At 61.0% G+C, this 25885-nt stretch carries 22 protein-coding genes; 12 read left to right on the forward strand and 10 right to left on the reverse strand.

Annotation, left to right across the window (positions count from 1 at the left end):
- Positions 1-38 precede the first annotated feature (38 nt).
- From ispC to rpsB, 7 genes are all read right to left on the reverse strand, one after another.
- Positions 39-1229, reverse strand: coding sequence for a 1-deoxy-D-xylulose-5-phosphate reductoisomerase (ispC, locus tag BM026_RS05820; RefSeq protein ID WP_093512216.1), 1191 nt, complete (start codon positions 1227-1229; stop codon positions 39-41).
- Entirely contained in the window at positions 1226-2032 is an 807-nt protein-coding gene (locus tag BM026_RS05825) for a phosphatidate cytidylyltransferase (protein ID WP_092241166.1), read from the reverse strand. Before BM026_RS05825 ends, ispC begins: the two co-directional genes overlap by 4 nt.
- A complete protein-coding gene (gene uppS, locus BM026_RS05830; RefSeq protein ID WP_016974405.1) occupies positions 2033-2788 on the reverse strand; it encodes a polyprenyl diphosphate synthase in 756 nt (251 codons plus the stop codon).
- Between the two features lie 17 nt (positions 2789-2805).
- Positions 2806-3363 (reverse strand): ribosome recycling factor, encoded by a 558-nt coding sequence (frr, locus tag BM026_RS05835; RefSeq protein ID WP_012722596.1) that lies wholly within the window; start codon positions 3361-3363, stop codon positions 2806-2808.
- Positions 3360-4103, reverse strand: a complete 744-nt coding sequence (gene pyrH / locus BM026_RS05840; RefSeq protein WP_003189161.1) for a UMP kinase — start codon at positions 4101-4103, stop codon at positions 3360-3362. Before pyrH ends, frr begins: the two co-directional genes overlap by 4 nt.
- A gap of 212 nt (positions 4104-4315) precedes the next feature.
- Entirely contained in the window at positions 4316-5179 is an 864-nt protein-coding gene (gene tsf / locus BM026_RS05845) for a translation elongation factor Ts (protein ID WP_058425287.1), read from the reverse strand.
- Positions 5180-5370: 191 nt separating this feature from the next.
- Positions 5371-6108 (reverse strand): 30S ribosomal protein S2, encoded by a 738-nt coding sequence (rpsB, locus tag BM026_RS05850; RefSeq protein WP_003189158.1) that lies wholly within the window; start codon positions 6106-6108, stop codon positions 5371-5373.
- A gap of 387 nt (positions 6109-6495) precedes the next feature.
- On the opposite strand from rpsB, the gene map reads away from it, so the two are divergent.
- The 3 genes from map to dapC all read left to right on the forward strand — a co-directional run bounded on the left by map (position 6496) and on the right by dapC (position 11421).
- Positions 6496-7290 (forward strand): type I methionyl aminopeptidase, encoded by a 795-nt coding sequence (gene map / locus BM026_RS05855; RefSeq protein ID WP_058425288.1) that lies wholly within the window; start codon positions 6496-6498, stop codon positions 7288-7290.
- A gap of 65 nt (positions 7291-7355) precedes the next feature.
- A complete protein-coding gene (locus tag BM026_RS05860; protein ID WP_092241163.1) occupies positions 7356-10058 on the forward strand; it encodes a [protein-PII] uridylyltransferase in 2703 nt (900 codons plus the stop codon).
- A 163-nt stretch (positions 10059-10221) separates the two neighbouring features.
- Complete coding sequence (gene dapC / locus BM026_RS05865; protein ID WP_093527668.1) at positions 10222-11421, forward strand: succinyldiaminopimelate transaminase; 1200 nt, start codon at positions 10222-10224, stop codon at positions 11419-11421.
- Positions 11422-11433: 12 nt separating this feature from the next.
- On the opposite strand, the gene BM026_RS05870 is transcribed toward dapC, so the two are convergent.
- Positions 11434-13077 (reverse strand): Na+/H+ antiporter, encoded by a 1644-nt coding sequence (locus tag BM026_RS05870; protein ID WP_071488795.1) that lies wholly within the window; start codon positions 13075-13077, stop codon positions 11434-11436.
- Positions 13078-13344: 267 nt separating this feature from the next.
- Between BM026_RS05870 and BM026_RS05875 the strand changes: the two genes are divergently transcribed.
- The 4 genes from BM026_RS05875 (at position 13345) to BM026_RS05890 (ending at position 16401) form a co-directional block, all read left to right on the forward strand.
- The gene (locus BM026_RS05875; RefSeq protein WP_231999482.1) at positions 13345-13653 is read left to right on the forward strand and encodes an arsenate reductase; all 309 of its coding nucleotides are present in this window, start codon (positions 13345-13347) and stop codon (positions 13651-13653) included.
- Positions 13654-13686: 33 nt separating this feature from the next.
- Positions 13687-14721 (forward strand): 2,3,4,5-tetrahydropyridine-2,6-dicarboxylate N-succinyltransferase, encoded by a 1035-nt coding sequence (gene dapD / locus BM026_RS05880; RefSeq protein ID WP_058425293.1) that lies wholly within the window; start codon positions 13687-13689, stop codon positions 14719-14721.
- A 64-nt stretch (positions 14722-14785) separates the two neighbouring features.
- Positions 14786-15991 (forward strand): aminotransferase class V-fold PLP-dependent enzyme, encoded by a 1206-nt coding sequence (locus BM026_RS05885; RefSeq protein WP_093512221.1) that lies wholly within the window; start codon positions 14786-14788, stop codon positions 15989-15991.
- Positions 15988-16401 carry a SufE family protein gene (locus tag BM026_RS05890; protein ID WP_093527670.1) on the forward strand — a complete coding sequence of 138 codons (414 nt, stop codon included), beginning with the start codon at positions 15988-15990 and terminating at the stop codon, positions 16399-16401. Before BM026_RS05885 ends, BM026_RS05890 begins: the two co-directional genes overlap by 4 nt.
- Positions 16402-16517: 116 nt before the next feature.
- Here the strand turns inward: BM026_RS05890 and tcdA are convergent, their stop codons facing one another.
- Positions 16518-17333: a tRNA cyclic N6-threonylcarbamoyladenosine(37) synthase TcdA gene (tcdA, locus tag BM026_RS05895; protein ID WP_083351546.1), complete on the reverse strand. Its 816-nt coding sequence runs from the start codon at positions 17331-17333 to the stop codon at positions 16518-16520.
- A 212-nt stretch (positions 17334-17545) separates the two neighbouring features.
- Here tcdA and BM026_RS05900 point away from each other — a divergent pair, with 212 nt between their 5' ends.
- From BM026_RS05900 to BM026_RS05915, 4 genes are all read left to right on the forward strand, one after another.
- Entirely contained in the window at positions 17546-20137 is a 2592-nt protein-coding gene (locus BM026_RS05900; RefSeq protein ID WP_092241154.1) for a glycosyltransferase, read from the forward strand.
- A 236-nt stretch (positions 20138-20373) separates the two neighbouring features.
- Positions 20374-21525: a succinyl-diaminopimelate desuccinylase gene (gene dapE, locus BM026_RS05905; RefSeq protein ID WP_093119342.1), complete on the forward strand. Its 1152-nt coding sequence runs from the start codon at positions 20374-20376 to the stop codon at positions 21523-21525.
- The gene (locus BM026_RS05910; RefSeq protein WP_071488790.1) at positions 21525-22334 is read left to right on the forward strand and encodes a putative RNA methyltransferase; all 810 of its coding nucleotides are present in this window, start codon (positions 21525-21527) and stop codon (positions 22332-22334) included. Before dapE ends, BM026_RS05910 begins: the two co-directional genes overlap by 1 nt.
- Before the next feature lie 54 nt (positions 22335-22388).
- Positions 22389-22766: a hypothetical protein gene (locus BM026_RS05915; protein WP_058425300.1), complete on the forward strand. Its 378-nt coding sequence runs from the start codon at positions 22389-22391 to the stop codon at positions 22764-22766.
- 178 nt (positions 22767-22944) lie between these two features.
- Here BM026_RS05915 and BM026_RS05920 read toward each other — a convergent pair whose 3' ends face one another.
- On the reverse strand, positions 22945-23154 hold the full coding sequence (locus BM026_RS05920; RefSeq protein WP_024073812.1) for a cold-shock protein: 210 nt from the start codon (positions 23152-23154) through the stop codon (positions 22945-22947).
- A 182-nt stretch (positions 23155-23336) separates the two neighbouring features.
- Here BM026_RS05920 and plsB point away from each other — a divergent pair, with 182 nt between their 5' ends.
- Complete coding sequence (gene plsB / locus BM026_RS05925) at positions 23337-25841, forward strand: glycerol-3-phosphate 1-O-acyltransferase PlsB (RefSeq protein ID WP_093527672.1); 2505 nt, start codon at positions 23337-23339, stop codon at positions 25839-25841.
- The last annotated feature ends 44 nt before the right edge of the window (positions 25842-25885 follow it).

The following is a 25885-nucleotide window of genomic DNA, read 5'->3' on the forward strand; positions in this document are numbered from 1 at the left end:
ATCCAGTGCCTGAAGGCTCGAACCCATCCGCCCACAGGCTAACGCGTGTTGCGGCTCAACCATTGCTCTGCCAGGGCTCGAGCCTTGGTATCGGCTTCGAATACCGCCGCCAGGTCACTCACCGCCACGACAGGCTCAAGCGCCAGGACGTCCTCGATGATACTCGCGATCTGCGGAAAGCGGATGCGCCGTTCGAGAAACGCCGCCACAGCCACTTCGTTGGCCGCATTCAGCATTGCTGGCGCGCTGTTCCCCACCTCGGCCGCTTGCCGGGCCAGGCGCAGACAAGGAAAGCGCTGCTCGTCCGGCGCTTCAAAGTCCAGGCGGGCCACTGCAAACAGATCCAGCGGGGCGACACCTGAATCAATCCGCTCCGGCCAGGCCAAGGCATTGGCAATCGGCGTGCGCATATCGGGGTTACCCAACTGCGCAAGTACCGAACCGTCGACGTAATCGACCAGGGAATGAATCACACTTTGCGGGTGAATCACCACTTCGACCTGATCCGGCCGTGCATCGAACAGCCAGCACGCCTCGATCAGTTCCAGCCCCTTGTTCATCATGCTCGCCGAATCCACCGAGATCTTACGCCCCATGGACCAGTTCGGATGAGCGCATGCCTGGTCGGGCGAAACATGCTCAAGCTCGGCCAGCGGGGTTTGCCGGAACGGACCACCGGAGGCGGTCAGCAGAATCCGACGCACGCCAACCTGACCCAAACCACGCGCATAGTCGCCAGGCATGCATTGGAAGATCGCGTTGTGCTCGCTGTCGAGCGGCAGCAGCACCGCGCCGCTTTTACGCACTGCCTGCATGAAGAGCGCGCCAGACATGACCAGCGCTTCTTTGTTGGCCAGCAGGATCTTCTTGCCGGCATCTACAGCGGCGAGGGTTGGACGCAGGCCGGCGGCACCGACGATAGCGGCGACTACCGTATCCACCTCAGCGTCAGCCGAGACCTGACACAACCCCTCCTCGCCCACCAGCACTCGAGTCGCCAACCCGGCAGCCCGCAGATCATCCTGCAAGCCACGCGCCGCTCCTGCCTCAGGGACTACCACGAAGCGCGGTGCGTGGCGCACACACAAAGCCAACAGCTCGCTCAGACGGCTGAACCCAGTCAGGGCAAAGACCTGATAGCGATCAGGATGACGCGCAATCACATCCAGGGTGCTCAGCCCCACCGAGCCGGTTGCACCCAGCACGGTCACTTGTTGAAGGCGGCTCACGAAGCAGTCATCCATAGCAACACAGCGAAGATCGGAATAGCCGCCGTCAGGCTGTCGATACGGTCCAACACACCACCGTGCCCGGGCAGCAGGTTACTGCTGTCCTTGATACCGGCCTGACGCTTGAACATGCTTTCGGTGAGGTCACCCACCACAGAAACAAACACGACAATGGCTGTGGCCAGCAGCGCCAGGAAGATTTCCTTCACCGCCCAGCCACGCACGACACCAACCACCAGCGCAATCACCAGTGTCAACGCCAAACCACCATAGACCCCCTCCCAGCTCTTGCCCGGACTGACCGCCGGCGCCAACTTGCGCTTGCCGAAGGCCCGACCGGAGAAGTAGGCACCGATATCAGCCCCCCATACCAGCACCATGACTGCCAGGATCAACCAGTTACCCATTGGATAACGCTTGATCTCCACCAGCCCTTGCCAAGCCGGCAAGAGGATCAGCAAACCAATCACCAGCTTGCAGGCAACGCTGGACCATTGGCCGCTGGTGCGCGGATAGGTCAGCACCAGGAACGTCGCCAGCGCCCACCACAGCACCGCCGCCCCCAACACCCAGGGCGCGAGGTCCGGCAGGATGTACAAGAGGAACGCCAGCGCGGCCACGACGGCGGCATACACCACGCGCGGCAACTGCGCGCCGAACCCGGCCAGGCGCGCCCATTCCCAGGCGCCCAGGGTGACGACCAGGCCAATGAACAGCGCAAAGCCGGAACCCTCGAGCAGGAAAAACCCGCACAAGGCGATCGGCAACAGGATCAGTGCAGTGATGATTCGTTGTTTAAGCATTTAAACCCGGGCTCCAGCTTCGATCTGCTCACTCGTTTTACCGAAGCGACGCTGACGGGAAGCGAAATCGGCCAGTGCATTACGCATGGCATCGTGTTTGAAGTCCGGCCAGAACAGGTCGGAGAAGTACAGCTCGGTATAGGCCAGCTGCCACAGCAGGAAATTACTGATGCGGTGCTCACCACCGGTCCGGATGCACAGGTCCGGCAACGGCAGGTCACCGGTCACCAGGCAGGTTTGCAACAGTTCGGGCGTGATGTCGTCGGGCCGCAGGTGCCCGGCCTGCACTTCGCGAGCCAGCCGCTGCGCTGCCTGGGCGATATCCCACTGGCCGCCGTAGTTGGCTGCGATCTGTAGCACAAAACGGTTGGCACCAGCGGTGATTGCCTCAGCCTCGCGCATGGCAGCCTGAAGTTCCGGGTGGAAGCGCGAGCGGTCGCCAATGATGCGCAGGCTGATGTTGTTGTCGTTAAGGCGCTTGGCCTCACGACGCAAGGCCTTGAAGAACAGATCCATCAAGGCACTGACTTCTTCGGCGGGCCGCTGCCAGTTCTCACTGGAGAACGCAAACAGGGTCAACACTTCGACCTTGGCCTCGGCACACACCTCGATCACAGCCCTTACCGCATCGACACCGGCTTTATGCCCGGCGACACCCGGCATAAAGCGCTTCTTCGCCCAGCGATTATTCCCATCCATGATGATCGCGACATGGCGCGGCACCACGGAGGGTACAGTCTGCTTGGTCTTTTCCATGAAGGCGTCCTGACCCCTTATACGGCCATCAGGTCCTTTTCTTTTTCTTCCGTGGCCTTGGTGATCTGGGCCTCGGCATCCTTGGTCAACTTGTCGATATCGGCGGTGGCACGACGCTCTTCGTCTTCGCTGATTTCCTTGTCCTTGACCAGCTTCTTCAGGTCACCCAAGGCATCGCGACGGATATTACGTACGGCAACACGCGCGTCTTCTGCAGCGCTGCGAGCCTGCTTGGTGAAGCCTTTGCGGGTCTCTTCAGTCAGGGCCGGCATGGAGATCAGCAGCAACTCACCCAGGTTGGTCGGGTTGAGGTTCAAACCGGCGCTCTGGATGGCCTTGTCGACAGCACCCAGCATGTTGCGCTCAAACGCTACGACTTGCAGGGTGCGCGAGTCTTTAACGGTAATGTTGGCGACGCTGCTGATAGGGGTATCGGAGCCGTAGTAAGGCACCATCACGCTGCCCAGGATGCTTGGGTGCGCCTTGCCGGTACGAATCTGGCCGAATGCATGGCTCAGAGACTCCAGGGATTTCTGCATACGCGCTTGGGCGTCTTTCTTGATTTCGTTGATCATTGTTGGCCTTCCTCGATCAGAGTCCCTTCTGCGCCGCCGTGTACGATGTTCAGCAGGGCGCCGGGCTTGTTCATGTTAAATACGCGCAGTGGCATCTTGTGGTCGCGGCACAGGCAGATAGCCGTCAGATCCATTACGCCCAGCTTGCGATCCAGTACTTCATCGTAGGTCAGATGATCGAACTTCTCGGCATGCGGGTCTTTGAATGGATCTGCGGTGTACACGCCGTCTACCTTGGTCGCCTTGAGCACCACGTCCGCATCGATCTCGATGGCGCGCAGGCAGGCTGCCGAATCGGTGGTAAAGAACGGGTTACCCGTGCCGGCCGCGAAGATCACCACTTCCTTGGAATTCAGGTGGCGCATGGCTTTGCGGCGGTCATAGTGATCGGTTACGCCGACCATGGAAATAGCCGACATCACGATAGCCGAGATATTGGCGCGCTCCAAGGCGTCACGCATGGCCAGGGCATTCATCACAGTGGCCAGCATGCCCATATGGTCGCCGGTGACCCGGTCCATGCCAGCAGCACTCAGGGCCGCGCCACGGAACAGGTTGCCACCACCGATCACCAGGCCAACCTGCACGCCGATACCGACCAGTTGGCCGACTTCCAGCGCCATGCGGTCGAGCACCTTGGGATCGATCCCGAACTCTTCCGAGCCCATCAGGGCCTCGCCGCTAAGCTTGAGTAGAATGCGTTTATAGCGAGCCTGATAACCACTGCCCTGCTGAGCCATTGCGAATCTCTCCTGCGGCGTATTTTTTAAAAATTCTTGGCGAGCCGTTTTACGGCTTGCGTTCACTCTAGCTGGACGCTGTAACAGCGCCATCGGAACACGGCTTTGTAAGCCAGTTCCGGAGGGATGCCAATTAAAATCGGCCTTCCCATTTGAAAAGAGGCTGCGCGCGTGAGCGGGCAGCCTCTTTCGGGCGACAGTTGAAAGCTGTCTTATTGCTTGGCGGCAGCCAACTGGGCAGCAACTTCTTCAGCGAAGTTGTCGACCGGCTTCTCGATGCCTTCGCCTACTTTGTAGTAAGTGAAGGAAACGATTTCAGCACCGGCTTTCTTGGCCAGTTCGCCAACCTTGATTTCAGGGTTCTTGACGAACGCCTGCTCAACCAGGCTCGCTTCAGCCAGGAACTTGCTGATACGGCCTTTGATCATGTTTTCCACGATGTTTTCTGGCTTGCCGGCGATCTTGTCGGCGTTCAGGCTCAGGAATACCGCTTTTTCACGCTCGATCGCTTCGGCAGACACTTCCGAAGGCAGCAGGAACTCAGGGTTGCTGGCAGCAACGTGCATAGCGATGTCTTTGGCCAGCTCAACGTCGCCGCCTTTCAGAACAACAGCTACACCGATCTTGTTGCCGTGCAGGTAACCACCGACGACATCACCTTCAACGCGAGTCAGGCGACGGATGTTGACGTTTTCGCCAACTTTGCCGACCAGTACCAGGCGATCCGCTTCTTGAGCTTCGATCAGAGGCTCAACGGTGGTCAGCTTCTCATCGAATGCCTTCTTGACGCTGGCAGCAACGAATGCCTTGAAGTCGTCTTGCAGGGCCAGGAAGTCGGTCTGCGAGTTCACTTCCAGCAGAACGGCGGCTTTACCGTCTTCAACCAGGGCGATAGCGCCTTCAGCAGCGACGTTGCCGGCTTTCTTGGCGGCCTTGATGGCGCCGGAAGCGCGCATGTCGTCGATGGCTTTTTCGATGTCGCCGCCAGCCTTGGTCAAGGCCTTTTTGCAATCCATCATGCCTTCGCCGGTACGCTCACGCAGTTCTTTAACCAACGCTGCAGTAATCTCTGCCATTTCAAAATCCTCTTGGATAGGTTTTCAACCATTCCACCCGATCAGACGGGCGATCAATTCTTCCCGAATCTCCCTTGTAGGCCGCTGCACGTTACAGATGATGTAGCCGCGCTGCCGACAAATGGTTTTCGAGGTGGCAAAAAGGGGGCCAAGCCCCCTTTTTGCTTACTGAGTCAACGCCAGGGCGCTAATTACTCAGCGGCAGCTACCGGAGCTTCTTCAACGAACTGCTCGGTACCGCCAGCAACGTGGTTGCGACCACGGATGACAGCGTCAGCCATCGAACCCATGTACAACTGGATAGCGCGGATTGCGTCATCGTTGCCTGGGATGATGTAGTCAACGCCTTCCGGGCTGCTGTTGGTATCGACTACGCCGATAACAGGGATGCCCAGCTTGTTGGCTTCGGTGATCGCGATGCGCTCGTGATCAACGTCGATAACGAACAGTGCGTCAGGCAGACCGCCCATGTCCTTGATACCACCCAGGGAACGATCGAGCTTTTCCAGGTCACGGGAGCGCATCAGCGCTTCTTTCTTGGTCAGCTTGGCGAAAGTACCGTCTTCGGCTTGCACTTCAAGGTCACGCAGACGCTTGATGGAAGCACGGATGGTTTTGAAGTTGGTCAGCATGCCGCCCAACCAGCGGTGATCGACGTACGGCGAACCGCAACGTGCTGCTTCTTCAGCAACGATCTTGCCAGCGGAACGCTTGGTGCCGACGAACAGAATCTTGTTTTTGCCCTGGGCCAGGCGCTCTACGAAAGTCAGCGCTTCGTTGAACATTGGCAGGGTTTTTTCAAGGTTGATGATGTGGATCTTGTTACGCGCGCCGAAAATGTACTTACCCATTTTCGGGTTCCAGTAACGGGTCTGGTGACCGAAGTGCACACCGGCCTTCAGCATATCGCGCATGTTGACTTGGGACATGATAGTTCCTTAATAAGTCGGGTTTGGCCTCCACGTATCCCAATGACCAACCAGCGGCATCAAGGCCTCCGGCACCCAGGTCATCGTGTCGACACGTGTGTGGATTTAAGCTTTGCGGGGTATCCCCGGAAAGCGGCGCATTTTATACCACAGCATCGGCAAAAACGGAACACGCAATCACATTTGCCGTCGGGCGCGTTCGTGTAACCCCTTGAATAGAGGTGACATAGCCCTACCTTATAGACAGAAGCGATCATCAGAGGCTCATGATTTGACGCCATGGTCTGTTAGAATCGCGTTTTCTGTGGCTTGTGCGAATTTTGCAACCTTTTGTCGCACGCCCGTAAACCGTATTGATTTCAGCGCGTCGCGCTAGAGAGAGCCTGTATGACCGTTAGTTTGAAAACCGCCGAAGACATCGCTGGCATGCGCATCGCCGGCAAACTGGCTGCCGACGTGCTGGAAATGATTGCCGAACACGTCAAGCCCGGCGTCACCACCGAGACCCTCAACCAGATCTGCCACGACTATATCGTCAACGTGCAGGGCGCCATCCCTGCGCCGCTGAACTACAAGGGCTTCCCCAAGTCGATCTGCACCTCGGTCAACCACGTGGTTTGCCACGGAATTCCGGGCGACAAGCCGCTGAAGGACGGCGACACCCTGAACATCGACGTCACCGTGATCAAGGACCGCTACTTCGGCGACACCAGCCGCATGTTCCACGTCGGCAACGTACCGGTCTGGGCCGAACGCCTGTCCCAGGTCACCCAGGAATGCATGTACAAGGCCATCGAGATCGTCAAGCCTGGCTGCCGCCTGGGCGACATCGGCGAAGTGATCCAGAAGCATGCGGAAAAGAACGGCTTCTCGGTGGTACGCGAGTTCTGCGGCCACGGTATCGGCACGGTCTTCCACGAAGAGCCACAGATCCTGCACTACGGCCGCGCCGGCACCGGCATGGAGCTGAAGGCAGGCATGACCTTCACCATCGAGCCGATGATCAACCAGGGCAAGGCCGACACCAAGGTGCTGGGCGACGGCTGGACTGCCATCACCAAGGACCGCAAGCTTTCGGCCCAGTGGGAACACACTTTGCTGGTCACCGAGACCGGCTACGAGATTTTCACGCTGCGAGCCGATGACACGATCCCGCGTACGTCGGGTACAACGTCGGCATAAACGTTGCTCAGGTTTTCCCCCACTGTGTTGTGACTGACTGAATAGATAGAAAGGAAAGCCGATCAATGCCCCAGGTGGATCCCGAACTCTTCGACCGTGGCCAGTTCCAGGCCGAACTGGCCCTGAAGGCGAGCCCCATCGCCGCGTTCAAGAAGGCGATCCGCCAGGCCCGCGAGGTGCTCGACGAGCGCTTTCGCAGGGGGCGGGACATCCGCCGACTGATCGAGGACCGAGCCTGGTTCGTCGATAACATCCTGCAAAAAGCCTGGGAACAGTTCAGTTGGAGCGAAGACGCCGACATCGCCCTGGTGGCGGTCGGCGGCTACGGTCGCGGTGAGCTGCACCCTTACTCCGACATCGACCTGCTGATCCTGCTGGACAGCGCCGACCATGAGATCTTTCGCGATTCCATCGAGCGCTTTCTCACATTGTTGTGGGACATCGGCCTGGAAGTCGGCCAAAGCGTACGCTCGGTGGACGAATGCGCCGAAGAAGCCCGCGCCGACCTTACCGTCATCACCAACCTCATGGAAAGCCGTACCATCGCCGGCCCCGAGCGCCTGCGCCAGCGTATGCTTGAAGTCACCAGCACCGCGCACATGTGGCCGAGCAAGGACTTCTTCCTGGCCAAGCGCGCCGAGCAAAAGGCCCGGCACCACAAGTACAACGACACCGAATACAACCTGGAACCCAACGTCAAAGGCTCGCCGGGCGGGCTGCGGGATATCCAGACGATTCTGTGGGTTGCGCGTCGCCAGTACGGCACCCTGAACCTGCGCGCCCTGGCCGGCGAAGGCTTCCTGGTGGAAAGCGAAAACGCCCTGCTGGCCTCCTCCCAGGAATTCCTCTGGAAAGTGCGCTACGCCTTGCACATGCTGGCCGGGCGTTCCGAAGACCGCCTGCTCTTCGACCACCAGCGCTCCATCGCCACCCTGCTGGGCTTTGAAGGCGAAGACGCGAAGACCAGCATCGAAAGCTTCATGCAGCAGTACTACCGGGTGGTCATGAGCATTGCCCAGCTCAGCGATCTGATCATCCAGCATTTTGAAGAAGTGATCCTGGCCCCCGAAGACGAGGCGCCGCCGCAACCGATCAATGCGCGTTTCCAACTGCACGATGGCTATATCGAGGCGCGCAACGACAACGTGTTCCGCCGCACACCGTTTGCCATGCTGGAAATCTTCGTGCTGATGGCCCAGCAGCCGGAAATCAAAGGCGTGCGCGCCGATACCATTCGCCTGTTGCGGGAAAACCGGCACCTGATCGACGACGATTTCCGCAACGATATCCGCAACACCAGCCTGTTCATCGAGCTGTTCAAGTGCAAGATCGGCATCCACCGCAACCTGCGGCGCATGAACCGTTACGGCATCCTCGGGCGCTACCTGCCGGAGTTCGGTTTTATCGTCGGGCAGATGCAACACGATCTGTTCCACATCTATACCGTGGACGCCCACACCCTGAACCTGATCAAGCACCTGCGTAAGCTGCAGTACACCCAGGTGTCGGAGAAATTCCCGCTGGCCAGCAAATTGATGGCCAAGCTACCCAAGCCCGAGCTGATCTACCTGGCCGGCCTGTACCACGACATCGGCAAGGGCCGGCATGGCGATCACTCCGAGGTCGGTGCGGTTGATGCCGAGGCCTTCTGCCAGCGCCACCAGTTGCCGCTGTGGGACAGCCGCCTGATCGTCTGGCTGGTGCAGAACCACCTGGTGATGTCGACCACCGCCCAGCGCAAGGACTTGTCCGACCCGCAGGTGATCCACGACTTTGCGCAGATCGTCGGCGATGAAACCCGCCTCGACTACCTGTACGTGCTGACCGTCTCGGATATCAACGCGACCAACCCGACGCTGTGGAACTCGTGGCGCGCCAGTCTGCTGCGCCAACTGTACACCGAGACCAAGCGCGCCCTGCGCCGTGGCCTGGAAAACCCGGTAGACCGCGAAGAGCAGATCCGCCGCACCCAAAGCGCCGCCCTGGATATCCTGGTGCGCGGCGGCAACGACCCGGACGATGTGGAACAACTGTGGTCGCAACTGGGCGACGATTACTTCCTGCGCCACACCGCCGGTGATGTGGCCTGGCACACCGACGCGATCCTGCAGCAACCGGCCGACGGCGGCCCACTGGTGCTGATCAAGGAAACCACCCAGCGCGAATTCGAAGGCGGCACGCAGATTTTCATCTACGCGCCGGACCAGCACGACTTCTTCGCCGTGACCGTAGCGGCCATGGACCAGTTGAACCTGAACATCCATGACGCACGGGTAATCACCTCCAGCAGCCAGTTCACCCTCGACACCTATATCGTGCTCGACACCGATGGCGACTCGATCGGCGACAATCCAGCGCGCGTGAAGAAGATCCGCGAAGGCCTGACCGAAGCCCTGCGCAACCCTGACGACTACCCGACCATCATCCAGCGTCGAGTGCCGCGCCAACTCAAACACTTTGCGTTTGCGCCCCAGGTGACCATTTCCAACGACGCCCAGCGCCCGGTGACGGTGCTCGAACTGAGCGCCCCGGACCGCCCAGGCCTGCTGGCGCGTATCGGTGGGATTTTCCTGGAGTTCGACCTGTCGTTGCAGAACGCCAAGATTGCGACCCTCGGCGAACGCGTGGAAGACGTGTTCTTTATCACCGATGCCGACAACCAGCCGTTGTCCGACCCGGAGCTGTGCCTGCGGTTGCAGGAAGCGATCGTCCAGCAATTGAGCGTGACCCAGGAACCCGGCGTCGAGCTGACACGCCTGACTCTCTAAAAAACAAACAGGGCCCGTGTGCGAGGGGGCTTGCCCCCGATAGCGGTGGATCAGATAAAAATGCTTTGGCTGGCACACTGCAATCGGGGGCGAGCCCCCTCCCACATTTAGATGGCTTCGCCCAGCAGACCGCATGCTTTAAACCGAATTGAACGAGATGCCCATGAACAACGCCCTGAACCAACTGCAACCCTACCCGTTCGAGAAACTGCGCTCCCTGCTCGGCAGCGTTACGCCAAACCCGGACAAGCGCCCGATTGCGCTGTCCATCGGCGAGCCGAAGCACAAGTCTCCCACGTTCGTGGCCGAAGCGTTGAGCAACAACCTCGACCAGATGGCCGTGTACCCGACCACCCTGGGTATCCCGGCGCTGCGCGAAGCCATCGGTGCCTGGTGCGAACGTCGCTTCAACGTGCCCAAGGGCTGGCTCGACCCGGCGCGCAATATCTTGCCGGTCAACGGCACCCGTGAAGCGCTGTTCGCCTTCACCCAGACCGTGGTCAACCGTGGCGAGGATGCGCTGGTGGTGAGCCCGAACCCGTTCTACCAGATCTACGAAGGCGCCGCGTTCCTGGCCGGGGCCAAGCCACACTACCTGCCGTGCCTGGACGCCAATGGCTTCAACCCGGACTTCGACGCCGTGACGCCGGACATCTGGAAACGCTGCCAGATCCTGTTCCTGTGCTCGCCCGGCAACCCGACCGGCGCGCTGATCCCGGTCGACACCCTGAAAAAACTCATCGCCCTGGCCGACGAATACGACTTCGTCATCGCCGCCGACGAGTGCTACAGCGAACTGTACTTCGACGAACAAACCCCGCCGCCCGGCCTGCTGAGCGCCTGTGTCGAACTGGGTCGCCAGGACTTCAAGCGCTGCGTGGTGTTCCACAGCCTGTCCAAGCGCTCTAACCTGCCGGGCCTGCGCTCCGGTTTCGTGGCCGGCGATGCCGACATCCTCAAGGCGTTCCTGCTGTACCGCACCTACCACGGCTGCGCGATGCCGGTGCAAACCCAGCTGGCGAGCATTGCCGCCTGGCAGGATGAAGCCCACGTGCACGCCAACCGTGACCTGTATCGCGAGAAATTCGACGCGGTGCTGGCGATTCTCAAGCCGGTGCTGGATGTGCAGAGCCCGGATGGCGGCTTCTATCTGTGGCCGAATGTGAACGGCGACGATGCCGCATTCTGCCGCGATCTGTTCGTGGAAGAACATGTGACCGTGGTGCCGGGTTCGTACTTGTCCCGTGAAGTGGACGGCGCCAACCCCGGCGCTGGGCGAGTGCGTATGGCGTTGGTCGCGCCGTTGGCCGAGTGTGTGGAAGCGGCTGAGCGCATTCGCGATTTTATTCAGCGTCGCCGCTAACGGGCTTGAGGGTCATTTCACCTGACCCAGATTCGCCTCACTCATATCCAGATCCGCCAACACCTCCCTCAGCACGTCATCACCAATCTGGTGATGACGACTCAGGCTGTATAACTCCAGGCGCTGTGCCCGCAGCGCCTTGAGGCGCAATTTGCGCTCGAGCAGGTCCATCTGCCGTGCCAACGCCTGGGCTTCGGCCGAGTCGTTGAACACCTCCAATTGATGGCGATATTCCGACATCAGCCGTGCCTTGAGTTCGGTGGCGAGCGCAGCCTGGGCGGCGTCCTGGGTTTCGGGCTCAACGGGCTCTTCCGTTTCCAGCGCATGGATCGCAGCGACGGCCGTTTTTTTCCAAGCCTCGCGGACCTCTTTATGGCGTTTCTCGTCCGGGCTCTTTTCAATGCCGCGTAACAACAACGGCAAGGCGATACAGGCGGCGATCAGCGACAGGAGGATCACGCCTGCCGCGATGAAGATCAGCAGGTCGCGCTCGGGAAAGTCCTGGCCCGGCGCCAGCAGCAACGGCACCGACATCACACCGGCCAACGTCACCGCACCGCGCACACCACCCACGGTCAACAACCAGCAAGAGCGGGCGGTCGGCACCAGCGTCAGCTCGCTTTTCCCACGAATCCGGCGTAACAGGCCTGACAGCCGCCAGATGCTCTGCACCCAGATAAAACGCAGCACTACCAACACCAGGAAGATCGCAATCACATCCAGGCAGCGATAAAACAGGGTCGGCCACAGTGTCGGCTCATGGCTGACCACGGCCTTGATGATGTCCGGCAGTTGCAGGCCCAGCAGCAGGAAGATCAGGCCATTGAAGGCAAACTCCAGCAGCGACCAGACGCTGCGGTTGAGCAAGCGCGTGCTGGTCTGGCGCGGTAGCAGATCAAGCCAGCTTTGCATCATGCCTGCCGCGACCGCCGACAAGATGCCCGAGGCTCCCAGGCGCTCGGCCAGCACATAGGCGGCAAAGGGCAGCAACAACATGAACACCACGTGGGTTGCCGGGTCGTCCCAGCCACGGGCGATCATCCAGGCGCGCAGTCGGCCGACCAGCCAGCTCAGGGCCACGCCAACGGCCAGGCCACCGACGGCGACCAACACGAAGGTCAGGCTGGCATCCGCCAGGGAAAACACCCCGGTCAACGCCGCCGCCAGGGCAAACTTGAACGTTACCAGGCCCGATGCGTCGTTCATCAAGGCCTCGCCCTGCAACATGTGCATCAGTGGCGTAGGTAAACGATTCTGGGAAATGGCCGACACCGCCACGGCATCCGTCGGCGACAAAACCGCCGCCAGGGCGAAGGCCACCGGCAACGGGATCGTAGGCAATATCCAGTGAATGAAATAACCAGCACCGACCACCGTGAACAACACCAGCCCCACCGCAAGCGTCAGGATCGGCCCACGCAACCGCCACAACTCACGCTTGGGCATACGCCAGCCATCCGAAAACAGCAACGGTGGCAGGAACAGAAACAAGAACAGCTCCGGGTCCAGCGCCACATGCAGGCCCAGCGTCGGCCAGGCCAGCAAGGCACCGGCGGCGATCTGCACCAGGGGCAACGGCAGAGGAATGACACGCCCAACCAGACGCGAAACGCTGACCAGCATCAGCAGGATAAGAACGGTGTAGGCGGTTTGCATAACGCGGGTTTCCCGGACAATCGACTTGCAACGACACACATGAGGCAACAACTGGCCGCTGAAGTGCCATATTACCCAGCTATGTTAACCGCCTATGCTGCCTGCCGGCCTTTGCACATAAGTCGCACGCCGCATGACGAGGGGCACCCGCCCGCTGGTCGTGGCATAATCCGTGACCTTTAATTTTCACTTGGTCCAAAGGGGGGCAATTCCTTGACCGCTTCAAGCAAAACGTTGCACCTTTTCGGCATCAAAGCCTGCGACACCATGAAAAAAGCGCGCACCTGGCTCGATGAGCACGGCGTGGGCTATGAGTTCCACGACTACAAAACGGCCGGTATCGACCGCGAACACTTGACCCAATGGTGCAACGAGCACGGTTGGCAGGTGGTGTTGAACCGTGCGGGCACCACCTTTCGCAAACTCGAAGACGAACGCAAAGCCGATCTCGATCAGTCGAAAGCCATTGAATTGATGCTCGCACAACCCTCGATGATCAAGCGCCCGGTGCTCGATCTCGGTGACAGAACCCTGATTGGCTTCAAGCCAGATAGTTATTCGGCGGCCCTCAAGTAGGCCAGCCCTTTCCATTTTTGTAGAGGTAACAGCATGTCCAATTCCCTGTTCAGCCTGGGCTTCGGCGTCGGCACTCAGAACCGCCAAGGTGCTTGGCTGGAAGTGTTTTACGCACAGCCGCTGCTCAACCCATCGGCTGAAATCGTCGCGGCCATCGCGCCGATCCTCGGTTACACCGAAGGCAACCAGGCCATCACCTTCACCATCAGCCAAGCGCTGCAACTGGCCGATGCCCTCAAGAATGTCGACGCCACCCAAGCCGCGCTGCTCAACCGCCTGGCCGAAAGCCACACCCCGCTGGTCGCCACCCTGCTGGCCGAAGACGCCGCACTGACCTCCACCCCTGAGGCCTACCTCAAGCTGCACCTGCTGTCCCATCGCCTGGTCAAGCCCCATGGCCTGAGCCTGGCCGGTGTGTTCCCGCAGCTGCCGAACGTGGCCTGGACCAGCCAGGGCGCGATCGACATCAACGAACTGGCCGAACGCCAGCTGGAAGCCCGCCTGCGTGGCGAGCTGCTGGAAGTGTTCTCGGTGGACAAGTTCCCGAAAATGACCGACTACGTGGTGCCGAGCGGCGTGCGTATCGCTGATGCCGCGCGTCTGCGCCTGGGCGCCTACGTGGGCGAAGGCACCACCGTGATGCACGAAGGGTTCATCAACTTCAACGCAGGCACCGAAGGCCCGGGCATGATCGAAGGCCGTGTATCGGCAGGCGTGTTCGTCGGCAAGGGTTCGGACCTGGGTGGCGGTTGCTCCACCATGGGCACCTTGTCCGGCGGCGGCAACATAGTGATCAAGGTTGGCGAAGGCTGCTTGATCGGCGCCAACGCCGGTATCGGTATCCCGTTGGGCGACCGCAACACCGTGGAGTCGGGCCTGTACGTCACCGCCGGCACCAAGGTCGCGCTGCTGGATGAGAAAAACCAACTGGTCAAAGTGGTCAAGGCCCGCGAGCTGGCCGGCCAACCGGACCTGTTGTTCCGCCGCAACTCCGAGACCGGTGCCGTGGAGTGCAAAACCCACAAATCGGCCATCGAACTGAACGAAGCGCTGCACGCTCACAACTAAGCAGCCACTCGATGCCACTAGCGGGCCCCGACCCTGGGGCTCGCTTATACGAGTCTTGAACACCATGCTAGTGCCCTCCCCCTGGCGCGCCGATTTCCCGGCCATCGCCACCCTGCAACGGCAAGACCAGACGTACCTGGACAACGCCGCCACCACACAAAAGCCCCAGGCCCTGCTGGATGCCATCAGCCATTACTACGCCAATGGCGCAGCCAATGTGCACCGTGCCCAGCACTTGCCCGGCGCCCATGCGACCCAGGCGTTCGAAGACAGCCGCAGCAAGGTCGCGCAGTGGTTGAATGCAGGCGACAGTGGGCAGATCGTGTTCACCCACGGCGCGACTTCTGCGCTGAACCTCTTGGCCTACGGCCTTGAGCACTTATTCAATGCGGGCGATGAGATTGTGGTCAGCGCCCTGGAACACCACGCCAACCTGCTGCCCTGGCAGCAACTGGCCAAACGCCGCGCTGCCACGCTGGTGGTGTTGCCGTTGAACGATGACGGCGTGATCGACCTGACAGCCGCCGCCGAATTGATCGGCCCGCGTACACGCCTGCTGGCGGTAAGCCAGCTATCCAACGTGCTGGGCGCCTGGCAACCCTTACAGACGCTGATCACAACGGCCAAGGCCCACGGCGCACTGACCGTGGTCGATGGCGCCCAAGGCATCGTCCACGGCCGCCACGACGTGCAGGCCCTGGGCTGCGACTTCTATGTGTTTTCCAGCCACAAGTTGTACGGGCCGGACGGCGTCGGCGTGCTGTTTGGCCGCAACGAAGCCCTGCACCACCTGCGCCACTGGCAGTTTGGCGGCGAGATGGTGCAACAGGCCGACTACCACAGCGCCAGTTTCCGCCCGGCGCCGCTGGGTTTCGAAGCGGGCACACCGCCGATTGCCGGCGTGATCGGCCTGGGAGCCAGCCTGGATTATCTGAATTCGCTGGACCAACAGGCAGTGATCGCCCATGAAGCGGCGTTGCACGAGTATCTGCTGCGCGGTTTGAAAGCGCGCAATGGCGTGCGCGTGCTGGGCTCGCCGCAAGTGGCGTTGGTCAGCTTTGTGGTCGAAGGCGTGCATAACGCCGACCTCGCGCATCTGTTGACCGAACAAGGCATCGCTGTGCGCGCCGGGCACCATTGCGCCATGCCGTTGCTCAAGGCGATGCATCTGTCGGGGGCGATTCGTGTGTCCCTGGCGCTGTATAACGATTCCGATGACCTGGAACGCTTCTTCGAAGCGCTGGACCAGGCCTTGGATATGTTGCGATGAGCCTGCCGCGAGATGCAGTCGCTGCACTGGAGGCCTTCCAGGCGGTAGGCAGCTGGGAACAGCGCGCGCGCATGCTGATGCAATGGGGCGAGCGTCTGCCTGCCCTGCCCGATGAGGATAAAGTCGACGCCAATCTCGTGCAGGGCTGCGAAAGCCTGGTGTGGCTGGTCGGGCAATTGCACGATGACCACTGGCAGTTCGCCGCCAGCAGCGAGGCGCGGATGATTCGCGGGTTGGTGGCGTTGTTGCTGGCGCGGGTCAATGGACTCTCTGCCGCCGAGCTGCAAGCCGTCGACTTGCCCGACTGGTTCAACCAACTGGGGCTTTCCCGCCAATTGTCGCCGTCGCGCAGCAATGGCCTGAATGCGGTCTTGCAGCGCATGCGAGCATTGAGCCTTATACAAAACTAAATGTGGGAGCTGGCTTGCCTGCGATTACAGGGTGTCAGTCGTCGAAGAGGTTGACTGATCCACCGCTATCGCAGGCAAGCCAGCTCCCACATTTTGAATGGTGCAAGTATCCAGTATTAAGTGGGCTTGACCCGCTCGGAAGGCCTGCGCACCCCGGCCACAATCTTGTCCACCGCCTTGGTCGCCGCCACCATGCCGAACGTGGCGGTCACCATCATCACCGCACCAAACCCACCCGCGCAGTCCAGCTTCACGCCATCCCCGACAAAACTCTTCTGCAAACAAATGCTGCCATCCGGCTTGGGATAACGCAGTTGCTCGGTGGAAAACACGCACGGCACGCTGTAATGACGGGTCACGGTGCGTGAAAAACCATAGTCGCGACGCAAGGTAGAACGCACTTTCGAGGCCAGCGGATCGTTGAACGTGCGGTTCAGGTCGCAGACCTGGATCAACGTCGGGTCGATCTGCCCGCCGGCGCCGCCGGTGGTGATGATCTGGATCTTGCGGCGCTTGCACCAGGCGATCAGCGCAGCTTTGGCGTTGACCGCGTCAATGCAGTCGATCACGCAATCGATGTTGGGGGTGATGTATTCGGCCATGGTGTCGCGGGTCACGAAGTCGGCCACCGCATGCACCGTACAGTGCGGGTTGATGCCGCGCAGGCGCTCGGCCATCACCTCGACCTTGGGTTTGCCCACGGTACTGTCCAGGGCGTGCAACTGGCGGTTGCTGTTGCTGACACAGACGTCATCCAGGTCAAACAGCGAAATCTCGCCCACCCCACAACGGGCCATGGCTTCCGCCGCCCAGGAGCCTACGCCGCCGACGCCGACGATCGCCACATGGGCCGCTTTCAAGCGCTCCAGGCCTTCAATGCCATACAAGCGGGCGACGCCTGCAAACCGCGGATCTTCTGTACTCATGACCATTACCCCAAAAACCGGCGCGCATTATAGGGCTACGCAGCGACAAGTTCGAAGCTTCAAGCTACAAGTTAAGAACTAAGATGGCCTTTCGCTGACTAATGTCCGGTTTTTCTCTGCTTGCTGTACGGTCAGGGAAGGGCCGGTGTAGGATGCGCGCCGTTCGGCGCAGGCCGACACCTCTTTTCGTTCCACACCTTTTGGAACCCGAAATAGCCATGGCATCGCGTAAATTTGGACTCAACCTGGTGATCGTGCTGGCAATCGCCGCGCTGTTCACCGGCTTCTGGGCGCTGATCAACCGCCCCGTCACCACCCCCAACTGGCCCGAACAGATCTCCGGTTTTTCCTACTCGCCGTTCCAGCAAGGCCAGTTCCCACAGAAAGACCAGTACCCGACCGACGACCAGATGCGTCAAGACCTTGCGATCATGAGCAAGCTGACGGACAACATCCGCACCTACTCGGTCGACGGCACCCTGGGGGACATCCCCAAGCTGGCGGAAGAGTTCGGCCTGCGCGTGACGCTGGGGATCTGGATCAGCCCGGACCTGGAGCGCAACGAGCGAGAAATCCAGCGTGCCATCGAAATCGCCAACACCTCGCGCAGTGTGGTGCGGGTAGTGGTGGGTAACGAAGCCCTGTTCCGGGAAGAAATCACCCCTGAGGCACTGATTGTGCTGCTGGACCGGGTGCGCGCCGCCGTGAAAGTACCGGTGACGACCTCCGAGCAGTGGCACATCTGGGAAAAGAACCCGCAACTGGCCAAGCACGTCGACCTGATCGCCGCGCACATCCTGCCGTTCTGGGAATACATCCCGATGGACAAGGCCGGCCAGTATGTACTCGACCGTGCCCGTGACCTGAAGAAACTGTTCCCGAAAAAACCGCTGCTGCTGTCGGAAGTGGGCTGGCCGAGCAACGGCCGCATGCGCGGGGGTAATGAAACCTCCCCGGCCGACCAGGCGATTTACCTGCGTACGCTGGTAAACAAGCTGAACCGCCAGGGCTACAACTACTTTGTGATCGAGGCCTTCGATCAGCCGTGGAAAGTCAGCGACGAAGGCTCGGCGGGCGCCTACTGGGGCGTGTACAACGCCGCACGCCAGCAGAAATTCAACTTTGAAGGCCCCGTGGTCGCGATCCCGCAATGGCGCGTGCTGGCCATCGGTTCGGTGGTGCTTGCGCTGTTGTCGCTGACCCTGCTGATGATCGACGGCTCGGCCCTGCGCCAGCGCGGCCGTACCTTCCTGACCTTTATCGCGTTCCTGTGCGGTTCGGTGCTGGTGTGGATCGGCTACGACTACAGCCAGCAATACAGCACCTGGTTCAGCGTGACCGTGGGCATTCTCCTGGCCCTCGGTGCCCTGGGCGTGTTTATCGTGTTGCTGACCGAAGCCCATGAGCTGGCGGAAGCGGTCTGGACCCACAAGCGTCGGCGTGAATTCCTGCCAGTAGTGGGAGATTCGGACTACCGCCCAAAAGTGTCGATCCACGTGCCCTGCTACAACGAGCCGCCGGAGATGGTCAAACAGACCCTCGACGCGTTGGCCGCGCTCGATTACCCGGACTACGAAGTCCTGATCATCGACAACAACACTAAGGACCCGGCCGTGTGGGAGCCGGTGCGCGACTACTGCGAAACCCTGGGCCCGCGCTTCAAGTTCTTCCATGTCGCGCCCCTGGCCGGTTTCAAAGGTGGCGCACTGAACTACCTGATCCCGCACACCGCCAAGGATGCCGAGGTGATCGCGGTGATCGACTCCGATTACTGCGTATCGCCGAACTGGCTCAAGCACATGGTGCCGCACTTCGCCGACCCGAAAATCGCCGTGGTGCAGTCGCCGCAGGATTACCGCGACCAGAACGAAAGCACCTTCAAGAAGCTCTGCTACGCGGAATACAAAGGCTTCTTCCATATCGGCATGGTCACCCGCAACGACCGCGATGCGATCATCCAGCACGGCACCATGACCATGACCCGTCGCTCGGTGCTCGAAGAACTGGGCTGGGCCGACTGGTGCATCTGCGAAGACGCCGAACTGGGCCTGCGTGTGTTCGAGAAAGGCCTGTCGGCGGCGTATTACCACGACAGCTACGGCAAGGGCCTGATGCCGGATACCTTTATCGACTTCAAGAAACAGCGTTTCCGCTGGGCCTACGGCGCGATCCAGATCATCAAGCGCCACACCGCGAGCCTGTTGCGCGGCAAGGACACCGAACTGACCCGTGGCCAGCGTTACCACTTCCTGGCGGGCTGGCTGCCGTGGGTGGCGGACGGCATGAACATCTTCTTCACCGTGGGTGCGCTGCTGTGGTCGGCGGCGATGATCATCGTGCCGACGCGGGTCGATCCGCCGCTGCTGATTTTCGCGATCCCGCCGTTGGCGCTGTTCGTGTTCAAGGTGGGCAAGATCATCTTCCTGTACCGTCGTGCGGTAGGCGTGAACTTGAAGGACGCATTCTGCGCGGCGCTGGCCGGTCTGGCGTTGTCCCACACCATCGCCAAGGCGGTGCTGTATGGCTTCTTCACCACCAGTATCCCGTTCTTCCGTACACCGAAAAACGCCGATAACCACGGCTTCTGGGTGGCGATTTCCGAAGCCCGCGAAGAGATGTTCATCATGCTGCTGTTGTGGGGCGCGGCGCTGGGGATCTACCTGGTGCAGGGCCTGCCGAGCAATGACATCCGCTTCTGGGTGGTGATGTTGCTGGTGCAGTCGCTGCCGTATGTGGCGGCGCTGGTCATGGCGTTCCTGTCTTCGCTGCCGAAACCGGCGGCGGCAACGCAACCCGCACCGGCTGCGTAAAAACTTGCGCAATGCACTAAACGGCGGCCTCTGGCCGCCGTTTTGCTATAAGATAACGGCCGTTTTATGAGTCTTGGCTCGGCCAATGCTTTGTGTGGGAGGGGGCTTGCCCCCGATGGTGGTGAGCCAGTCAACAGATGCAGTGACTGACACTCAGCCATCGGGGGCAAGCCCCCTCCCACACTGAATCTGCGCCCCTTACGTCCTGCGCCCATCACATGCTTCCGGAGTTTCCCATGACGGCCCATGCCGACCTTTCGCCGACCCTTCAACTTGCCATCGACCTGATCCGTCGCCCCTCGGTGACGCCGATCGACGCCGATTGCCAGAAGCTGATGATGCAGCGCCTGGGCGACGCCGGTTTTGCGCTTGAGCCGATGCGCATCGAAGACGTGGACAACTTCTGGGCCACCCACGGCAAGCACGATGGCCCGGTGCTGTGCTTTGCCGGCCACACCGACGTGGTACCGACCGGCCCGGTGCAGGCGTGGCAGAACGACCCGTTCGACGCGCTGATCGATGAAAACGGCATGCTCTGCGGGCGTGGCGCAGCGGACATGAAAGGCAGCCTGGCGGCCATGCTGGTGGCGGCGGAGCGTTTTGTCGCCGACTACCCCGACCACAAGGGTTCGGTGGCTTTCCTGATCACCAGCGATGAAGAAGGCCCGGCGCACCACGGCACCAAGGCCGTGATCGAACGCCTGGCTGCACGCAAGGAACGCCTGGACTGGTGCATCGTCGGCGAACCGTCGAGCACCACGCTGGTGGGCGACGTGGTCAAGAACGGCCGTCGCGGCTCCCTCGGCGCCACCCTGACCGTGCGCGGCGTGCAAGGTCACGTAGCCTACCCGCACCTGGCGAAGAACCCGATCCACCTGGCCGCGCCGGCCCTGGCCGAACTGGCCGCCGAGCACTGGGATGACGGCAACACCTTCTTCCCGCCGACCAGCTTCCAGATTTCCAACCTCAACTCCGGCACCGGCGCGACCAACGTGATCCCCGGTGACCTGAAGGCGGTGTTCAACTTCCGTTTCTCCACCGAGTCCACCGTCGAAGGTCTGCAGCAACGGGTTGCGGAGATTCTCGACAAGCATGGCCTGGACTGGCACGTGGAATGGGCGCTGTCGGGCCTGCCGTTCCTCACCGAACCGGGCGCCTTGCTGGATGCGGTGTCGGCGAGCATCAAGGCAATCACCGGGCGTGAGACCCAGGCGTCCACCAGCGGTGGCACCTCCGATGGGCGTTTCATCGCAACCCTCGGCACCCAAGTGGTCGAGCTGGGCCCGGTCAACGCGACGATCCACCAGGTCAACGAGCGCATCCTGGCCAGCGACCTCGATGTGCTGACCGAAATCTACTACCAGACCCTGATCAAGTTGCTCGCCTGATGCTCGCCTGCCCCATTTGCAGCGCGCCGCTCAACACGGTGGACAATGGCGTGGCGTGCCCGGCCGGGCATCGTTTTGACCGTGCGCGCCAGGGTTACCTGAACCTGTTGCCGGTGCAGCACAAGAACAGCCGCGACCCGGGCGACAACCTGGCCATGGTCGAAGCGCGCCGCGATTTCCTCAACGCCGGGCACTACGCCCCGGTGGCCAGGCGCCTGGCCGAACTGGCCGCCGAACGCGCGCCGCAGCGCTGGGTCGATATCGGCTGTGGCGAGGGTTACTACACCGCGCAAATCGCCGATGCCCTGCCTCACGCCGATGGCTACGCACTGGACATTTCCAAGGAAGCGGTCAAGCGTGCATGCAAGCGCAACCCTGCGCTGACCTGGTTGATCGCCAGCATGGCCCGCGTGCCGTTGGCGTCAGGCAGCTGCCAGTTTCTCGCCAGCGTGTTCAGCCCATTGGACTGGGAAGAGGCCAAGCGCCTGCTCAGCCCCGGCGGCGGTCTGATGAAGGTCGGTCCGACCAGCGGCCACCTGATGGAATTGCGCGAGCGCTTGTACGACGAAGTGCGTGAATACACCGACGACAAGCACCTGGCCCTGGTGCCGGACGGCATGAGCCTGGCGCACAGCGAAACATTGGAATTCACGCTGAACCTGGCCGAGCCCCGGGACCGCGCCAACCTGCTGGCCATGACGCCTCACGGCTGGCGTGCCAGTGCCGAGCGCCGTGCGCAAGTGATCGAGGCGGCCGAGCCGCTGGTGGTCACCGTGTCGATGCGCTACGACTATTTCGTGCTTCAATAAACACCTTTCCAATACCCGCGAATGGATTTTCGAATCCCGCAACGAGGAACATCCATGCGCCAACCCGATATCGAGATTTACCTGAAGGACGCCGACGTCGACCACAAGGCCATTGCCGCCTGGCTGGGCGCCGCCCTGGGCCCGTGCACCGATTGGGTCCAGAAAGGCCAGACCTACAAATGCAAGGCCGGCAACGTGCCGGTCACCTGGCTGCCCAAAGCCGTCGGCAAATGGAACAGCCTGTACCTGGAAAGTGACCAGACGCCGTGGGACGACGACATTGCCTGCGCCCGCGCTGCGTTTGCCGCACTGAACGTGGAAGTGCGTTGTGCACCGGGGACCTGGGTCGAGGAAGAAGGCGAAGAAAGCGCCGATACCTGGATCCGGATCAGCGTGGACGGTGAAGAGCAGATCACCTGGAAAACAGCCTGATCCTGAAAGCATGAGGGAAGGGCTTGTGTGGTGAGCGGGCTTGCCCCGCGCTGGGCTGCGAAGCGGCCCTAAAACCCTACGCCGCGGAGTGCCTGACACAACGCGGCGTTCTTATTAGGGCCGCTTCGCAGCCCAACGCGGGGCAAGCCCGCTCACCACAACAGGGGTTCAGCGCGCGTTAAAGCCCCACCACATCTTCCGCCTGCAACCCCTTCTCGCCGCTCACCACGGCGTACTCCACCTGCTGTCCCTCGGCCAGGGAGCGATGGCCTTCACCGCGAATGGCGCGGTAGTGCACGAACACATCCTTGCCGTCTTCGCGTTGAATGAAGCCATAGCCCTTTGCATCGTTGAACCATTTCACATTGCCGGTTTCACGCGTTGCCATTCTGTTTTTGCTCCCACAGTTTTTTATTGTTGGGTCAGTCGCATTGAACTGCCGAGTATAAGACAGGCTCAAAAACGATCAACTCAAGTTTACATCGCTGCTTTTTTGCCGATTTTCGGCGAATACGGCACACTACCCGCCCGAGCGCCTGCTCGGTTTTTTCCACTTGAAGCAGCACGCCTATGACCCGCTCCCCGTTCCGCCGTCTAGTGTTTGGCACCTTGCGCCGACTGTTGTACCTCTGGGTTCGCTCGGAGACGATCAACCAGTCGTCCCTAACCCTCAACCTGGACCGCAGCCGGCCGGTGTTCTACGTCCTGCAATCACCCTCCCTCACCGAATTGGCCGTGGTCGATGCCGAGTGCACCAAGGCCGGCCTGCCGCGCCCGGTGCTGCCGGTTTCGGTCGGCCCGCTGATGGAACCGGCGGCGTTCTTCTACCTCACGCCGGAACCGGACTGGCTCGGCCGCCAGGACAAGCGTGGTGCACCGCCCACGCTGACCCGCCTGGTCGATACCCTCAGCGAGCACGCCGAAGAGAATGCACAAATCATTCCGGTCAGCGTGTTCTGGGGCCAGTCCCCCGAGAGCGAGTCCAGCCCGTGGAAGCTGTTGTTTGCCGACAGCTGGGCGGTCACCGGGCGTCTACGTCGCCTGTTGAGCATCCTGATCCTGGGTCGCAAGACCCGCGTGCAATTCTCTGCGCCAATCAACCTGCGTGAATTGATCGAGCACAATAAAGGGCACGAACGCACGGTGCGCATGGCCCAACGCATCCTGCGTGTGCACTTTCGTAACCTGAAGACGGCGGTGATCGGTCCCGATCTGTCACACCGGCGCAATCTGGTGAAGGGCCTGGTCAACATGCCGCTGGTGCGCCAGGCCATCATCGACGAGGCCGAACGGGAAAAGATCAGCCCGGAAAAAGCCAAGGCCCAGGCCTTGCGCTACGGCAACGAAATCGCCTCGGACTACACCTACACCGCGATCCGCTTTCTCGAAGTGGTGCTGAGCTGGTTCTGGAACAAGATCTACGACGGCATCAAGGTCAACAACATCGAAGGCGTGCAAAAGGTTGCCCAGGGCTACGAGGTGATCTACGTCCCTTGCCACCGCAGCCATATCGATTACCTGCTGCTGTCCTACCTGCTGTTCAAGAATGGCCTGACCCCACCGCACATCGCCGCCGGGATCAACCTGAACATGCCGGTGATCGGCAGCCTGCTGCGCCGTGGCGGTGCGTTTTTCATGCGCCGCACCTTCAAGGGCAACCCGCTGTACACCTCGGTGTTCAACGAATACCTGCATACCTTGTTCACCAAGGGTTTCCCGGTGGAGTACTTCGTCGAAGGCGGACGCTCGCGTACCGGGCGCATGCTGCAGCCGAAGACCGGGATGCTGGCGATCACCCTGCGCAGCTTCCTGCGCTCATCGCGCATGCCGATCGTGTTCGTGCCGGTGTACATCGGTTATGAACGCGTACTCGAAGGTCGTACCTACCTCGGTGAATTGCGCGGCGCGAGCAAGAAGAAAGAGTCGATCTTCGATATTTTCAAGGTGATCGGCGCCCTCAAGCAGCGCTTCGGCCAGGTCGCGGTCAACTTCGGCGAACCGATCAAGCTGGCCGAATTCCTCGACAGCGAACAACCGGACTGGCGTGCCCAGGAGCTGGGGCCGAACTACAAGCCGGCCTGGCTCAACGAAACCACCAACCGCCTCGGCGAACAGGTGGCACGCCACTTGAACGAAGCCGCCGCCGTGAACCCGGTGAACCTGGTCGCCCTGGCGCTGCTGTCCACCACCCGCCTGGCCCTGGACGAACAAGCCATGGCGCGCCAGTTGGACCTGTACCTGGCGCTGTTGCGCCGTGTGCCCTACTCGCCGCACACCACCTTGCCCGAAGGTGATGGCCTGGCGCTGATCAAGCATGTGAAGGACATGGATTTGCTGTCGGAACAGAGCGATGCGTTGGGCAAGATTCTGTACCTGGACGAGCAGAACGCTGTCCTGATGACCTACTACCGCAACAATGTGCTGCACATCTTTGCCCTGCCGGCACTGCTGGCGAGTTTCTTCCAGAGCAGCTCGCGGATGAGCCGCGAGCAGATCCAGCGCTACACCCACGCGCTGTACCCGTACCTGCAATCGGAGCTGTTTATCCGCTGGTCGCTGGAAGAACTCGATACCGTGATCGACCAGTGGCTGGAAGCCTTTGTCGAACAAGGTTTGCTGCGTTTCGAAAACAACGTATACCTGCGCCCGGCGCCGAGTTCACGGCACTTCGTGTTGCTGACGCTGCTGTCCAAGAGCATCGCCCAGACCCTGCAACGCTTCTACATGGCGATTTCGCTGCTGCTCAACAGCGGCCAGAACAGCATCAGCGCCGAAGAGCTGGAAGACCTGTGCACGATCATGGCCCAGCGCCTGTCGATCCTGCATGGCCTCAATGCCCCGGAATTCTTCGACAAGAGCCTTTTCCGACATTTCATCCAGACCTTGCTGGAACAAGATGTGCTGCGCCGCGATGACGCCGGCAAGCTGAGCTATCACGACCTGCTCGGCGAACTGGCCGAAGGCGCGGCCAAGCGCGTATTGCCAGCAGATATTCGCCTGTCGATTCGCCAGGTGGCATTGCATCGTGTGGATGGCGCGGCCGAAATACCCATCGAACCTGAAGAAAACCGCTAGATTTGAAAAGGCGTTGGTTGGATGCCGGCGCCGTTGAAAAGGAG

The organism is Pseudomonas sp. NFPP24 (assembly GCF_900112095.1).
Lineage (GTDB): Bacteria > Pseudomonadota > Gammaproteobacteria > Pseudomonadales > Pseudomonadaceae > Aquipseudomonas > Aquipseudomonas extremorientalis.

Excerpts from the sequence above, each read along its gene's own strand:
- dapE (WP_093119342.1), top strand. The coding sequence starts at position 20,374 with ATGACGGCCCATGCCGACCTTTCGCCGACCCTTCAACTTGCCATCGAC.
- plsB (WP_093527672.1), top strand. The coding sequence starts at position 23,337 with ATGACCCGCTCCCCGTTCCGCCGTCTAGTGTTTGGCACCTTGCGCCGA.
- pyrH (WP_003189161.1), bottom strand. The coding sequence starts at position 4,103 with ATGGCTCAGCAGGGCAGTGGTTATCAGGCTCGCTATAAACGCATTCTA.
- BM026_RS05860 (WP_092241163.1), top strand. The coding sequence starts at position 7,356 with ATGCCCCAGGTGGATCCCGAACTCTTCGACCGTGGCCAGTTCCAGGCC.
- frr (WP_012722596.1), bottom strand. The coding sequence starts at position 3,363 with ATGATCAACGAAATCAAGAAAGACGCCCAAGCGCGTATGCAGAAATCC.
- tcdA (WP_083351546.1), bottom strand. The coding sequence starts at position 17,333 with ATGGTCATGAGTACAGAAGATCCGCGGTTTGCAGGCGTCGCCCGCTTG.
- BM026_RS05870 (WP_071488795.1), bottom strand. The coding sequence starts at position 13,077 with ATGCAAACCGCCTACACCGTTCTTATCCTGCTGATGCTGGTCAGCGTT.
- BM026_RS05890 (WP_093527670.1), top strand. The coding sequence starts at position 15,988 with ATGAGCCTGCCGCGAGATGCAGTCGCTGCACTGGAGGCCTTCCAGGCG.
- BM026_RS05825 (WP_092241166.1), bottom strand. The coding sequence starts at position 2,032 with ATGCTTAAACAACGAATCATCACTGCACTGATCCTGTTGCCGATCGCC.
- BM026_RS05910 (WP_071488790.1), top strand. The coding sequence starts at position 21,525 with ATGCTCGCCTGCCCCATTTGCAGCGCGCCGCTCAACACGGTGGACAAT.
- uppS (WP_016974405.1), bottom strand. The coding sequence starts at position 2,788 with ATGGAAAAGACCAAGCAGACTGTACCCTCCGTGGTGCCGCGCCATGTC.
- BM026_RS05915 (WP_058425300.1), top strand. The coding sequence starts at position 22,389 with ATGCGCCAACCCGATATCGAGATTTACCTGAAGGACGCCGACGTCGAC.
- BM026_RS05900 (WP_092241154.1), top strand. The coding sequence starts at position 17,546 with ATGGCATCGCGTAAATTTGGACTCAACCTGGTGATCGTGCTGGCAATC.
- BM026_RS05885 (WP_093512221.1), top strand. The coding sequence starts at position 14,786 with ATGCTAGTGCCCTCCCCCTGGCGCGCCGATTTCCCGGCCATCGCCACC.
- rpsB (WP_003189158.1), bottom strand. The coding sequence starts at position 6,108 with ATGTCCCAAGTCAACATGCGCGATATGCTGAAGGCCGGTGTGCACTTC.
- tsf (WP_058425287.1), bottom strand. The coding sequence starts at position 5,179 with ATGGCAGAGATTACTGCAGCGTTGGTTAAAGAACTGCGTGAGCGTACC.
- map (WP_058425288.1), top strand. The coding sequence starts at position 6,496 with ATGACCGTTAGTTTGAAAACCGCCGAAGACATCGCTGGCATGCGCATC.
- dapD (WP_058425293.1), top strand. The coding sequence starts at position 13,687 with ATGTCCAATTCCCTGTTCAGCCTGGGCTTCGGCGTCGGCACTCAGAAC.
- BM026_RS05920 (WP_024073812.1), bottom strand. The coding sequence starts at position 23,154 with ATGGCAACGCGTGAAACCGGCAATGTGAAATGGTTCAACGATGCAAAG.
- dapC (WP_093527668.1), top strand. The coding sequence starts at position 10,222 with ATGAACAACGCCCTGAACCAACTGCAACCCTACCCGTTCGAGAAACTG.
- BM026_RS05875 (WP_231999482.1), top strand. The coding sequence starts at position 13,345 with ATGAAAAAAGCGCGCACCTGGCTCGATGAGCACGGCGTGGGCTATGAG.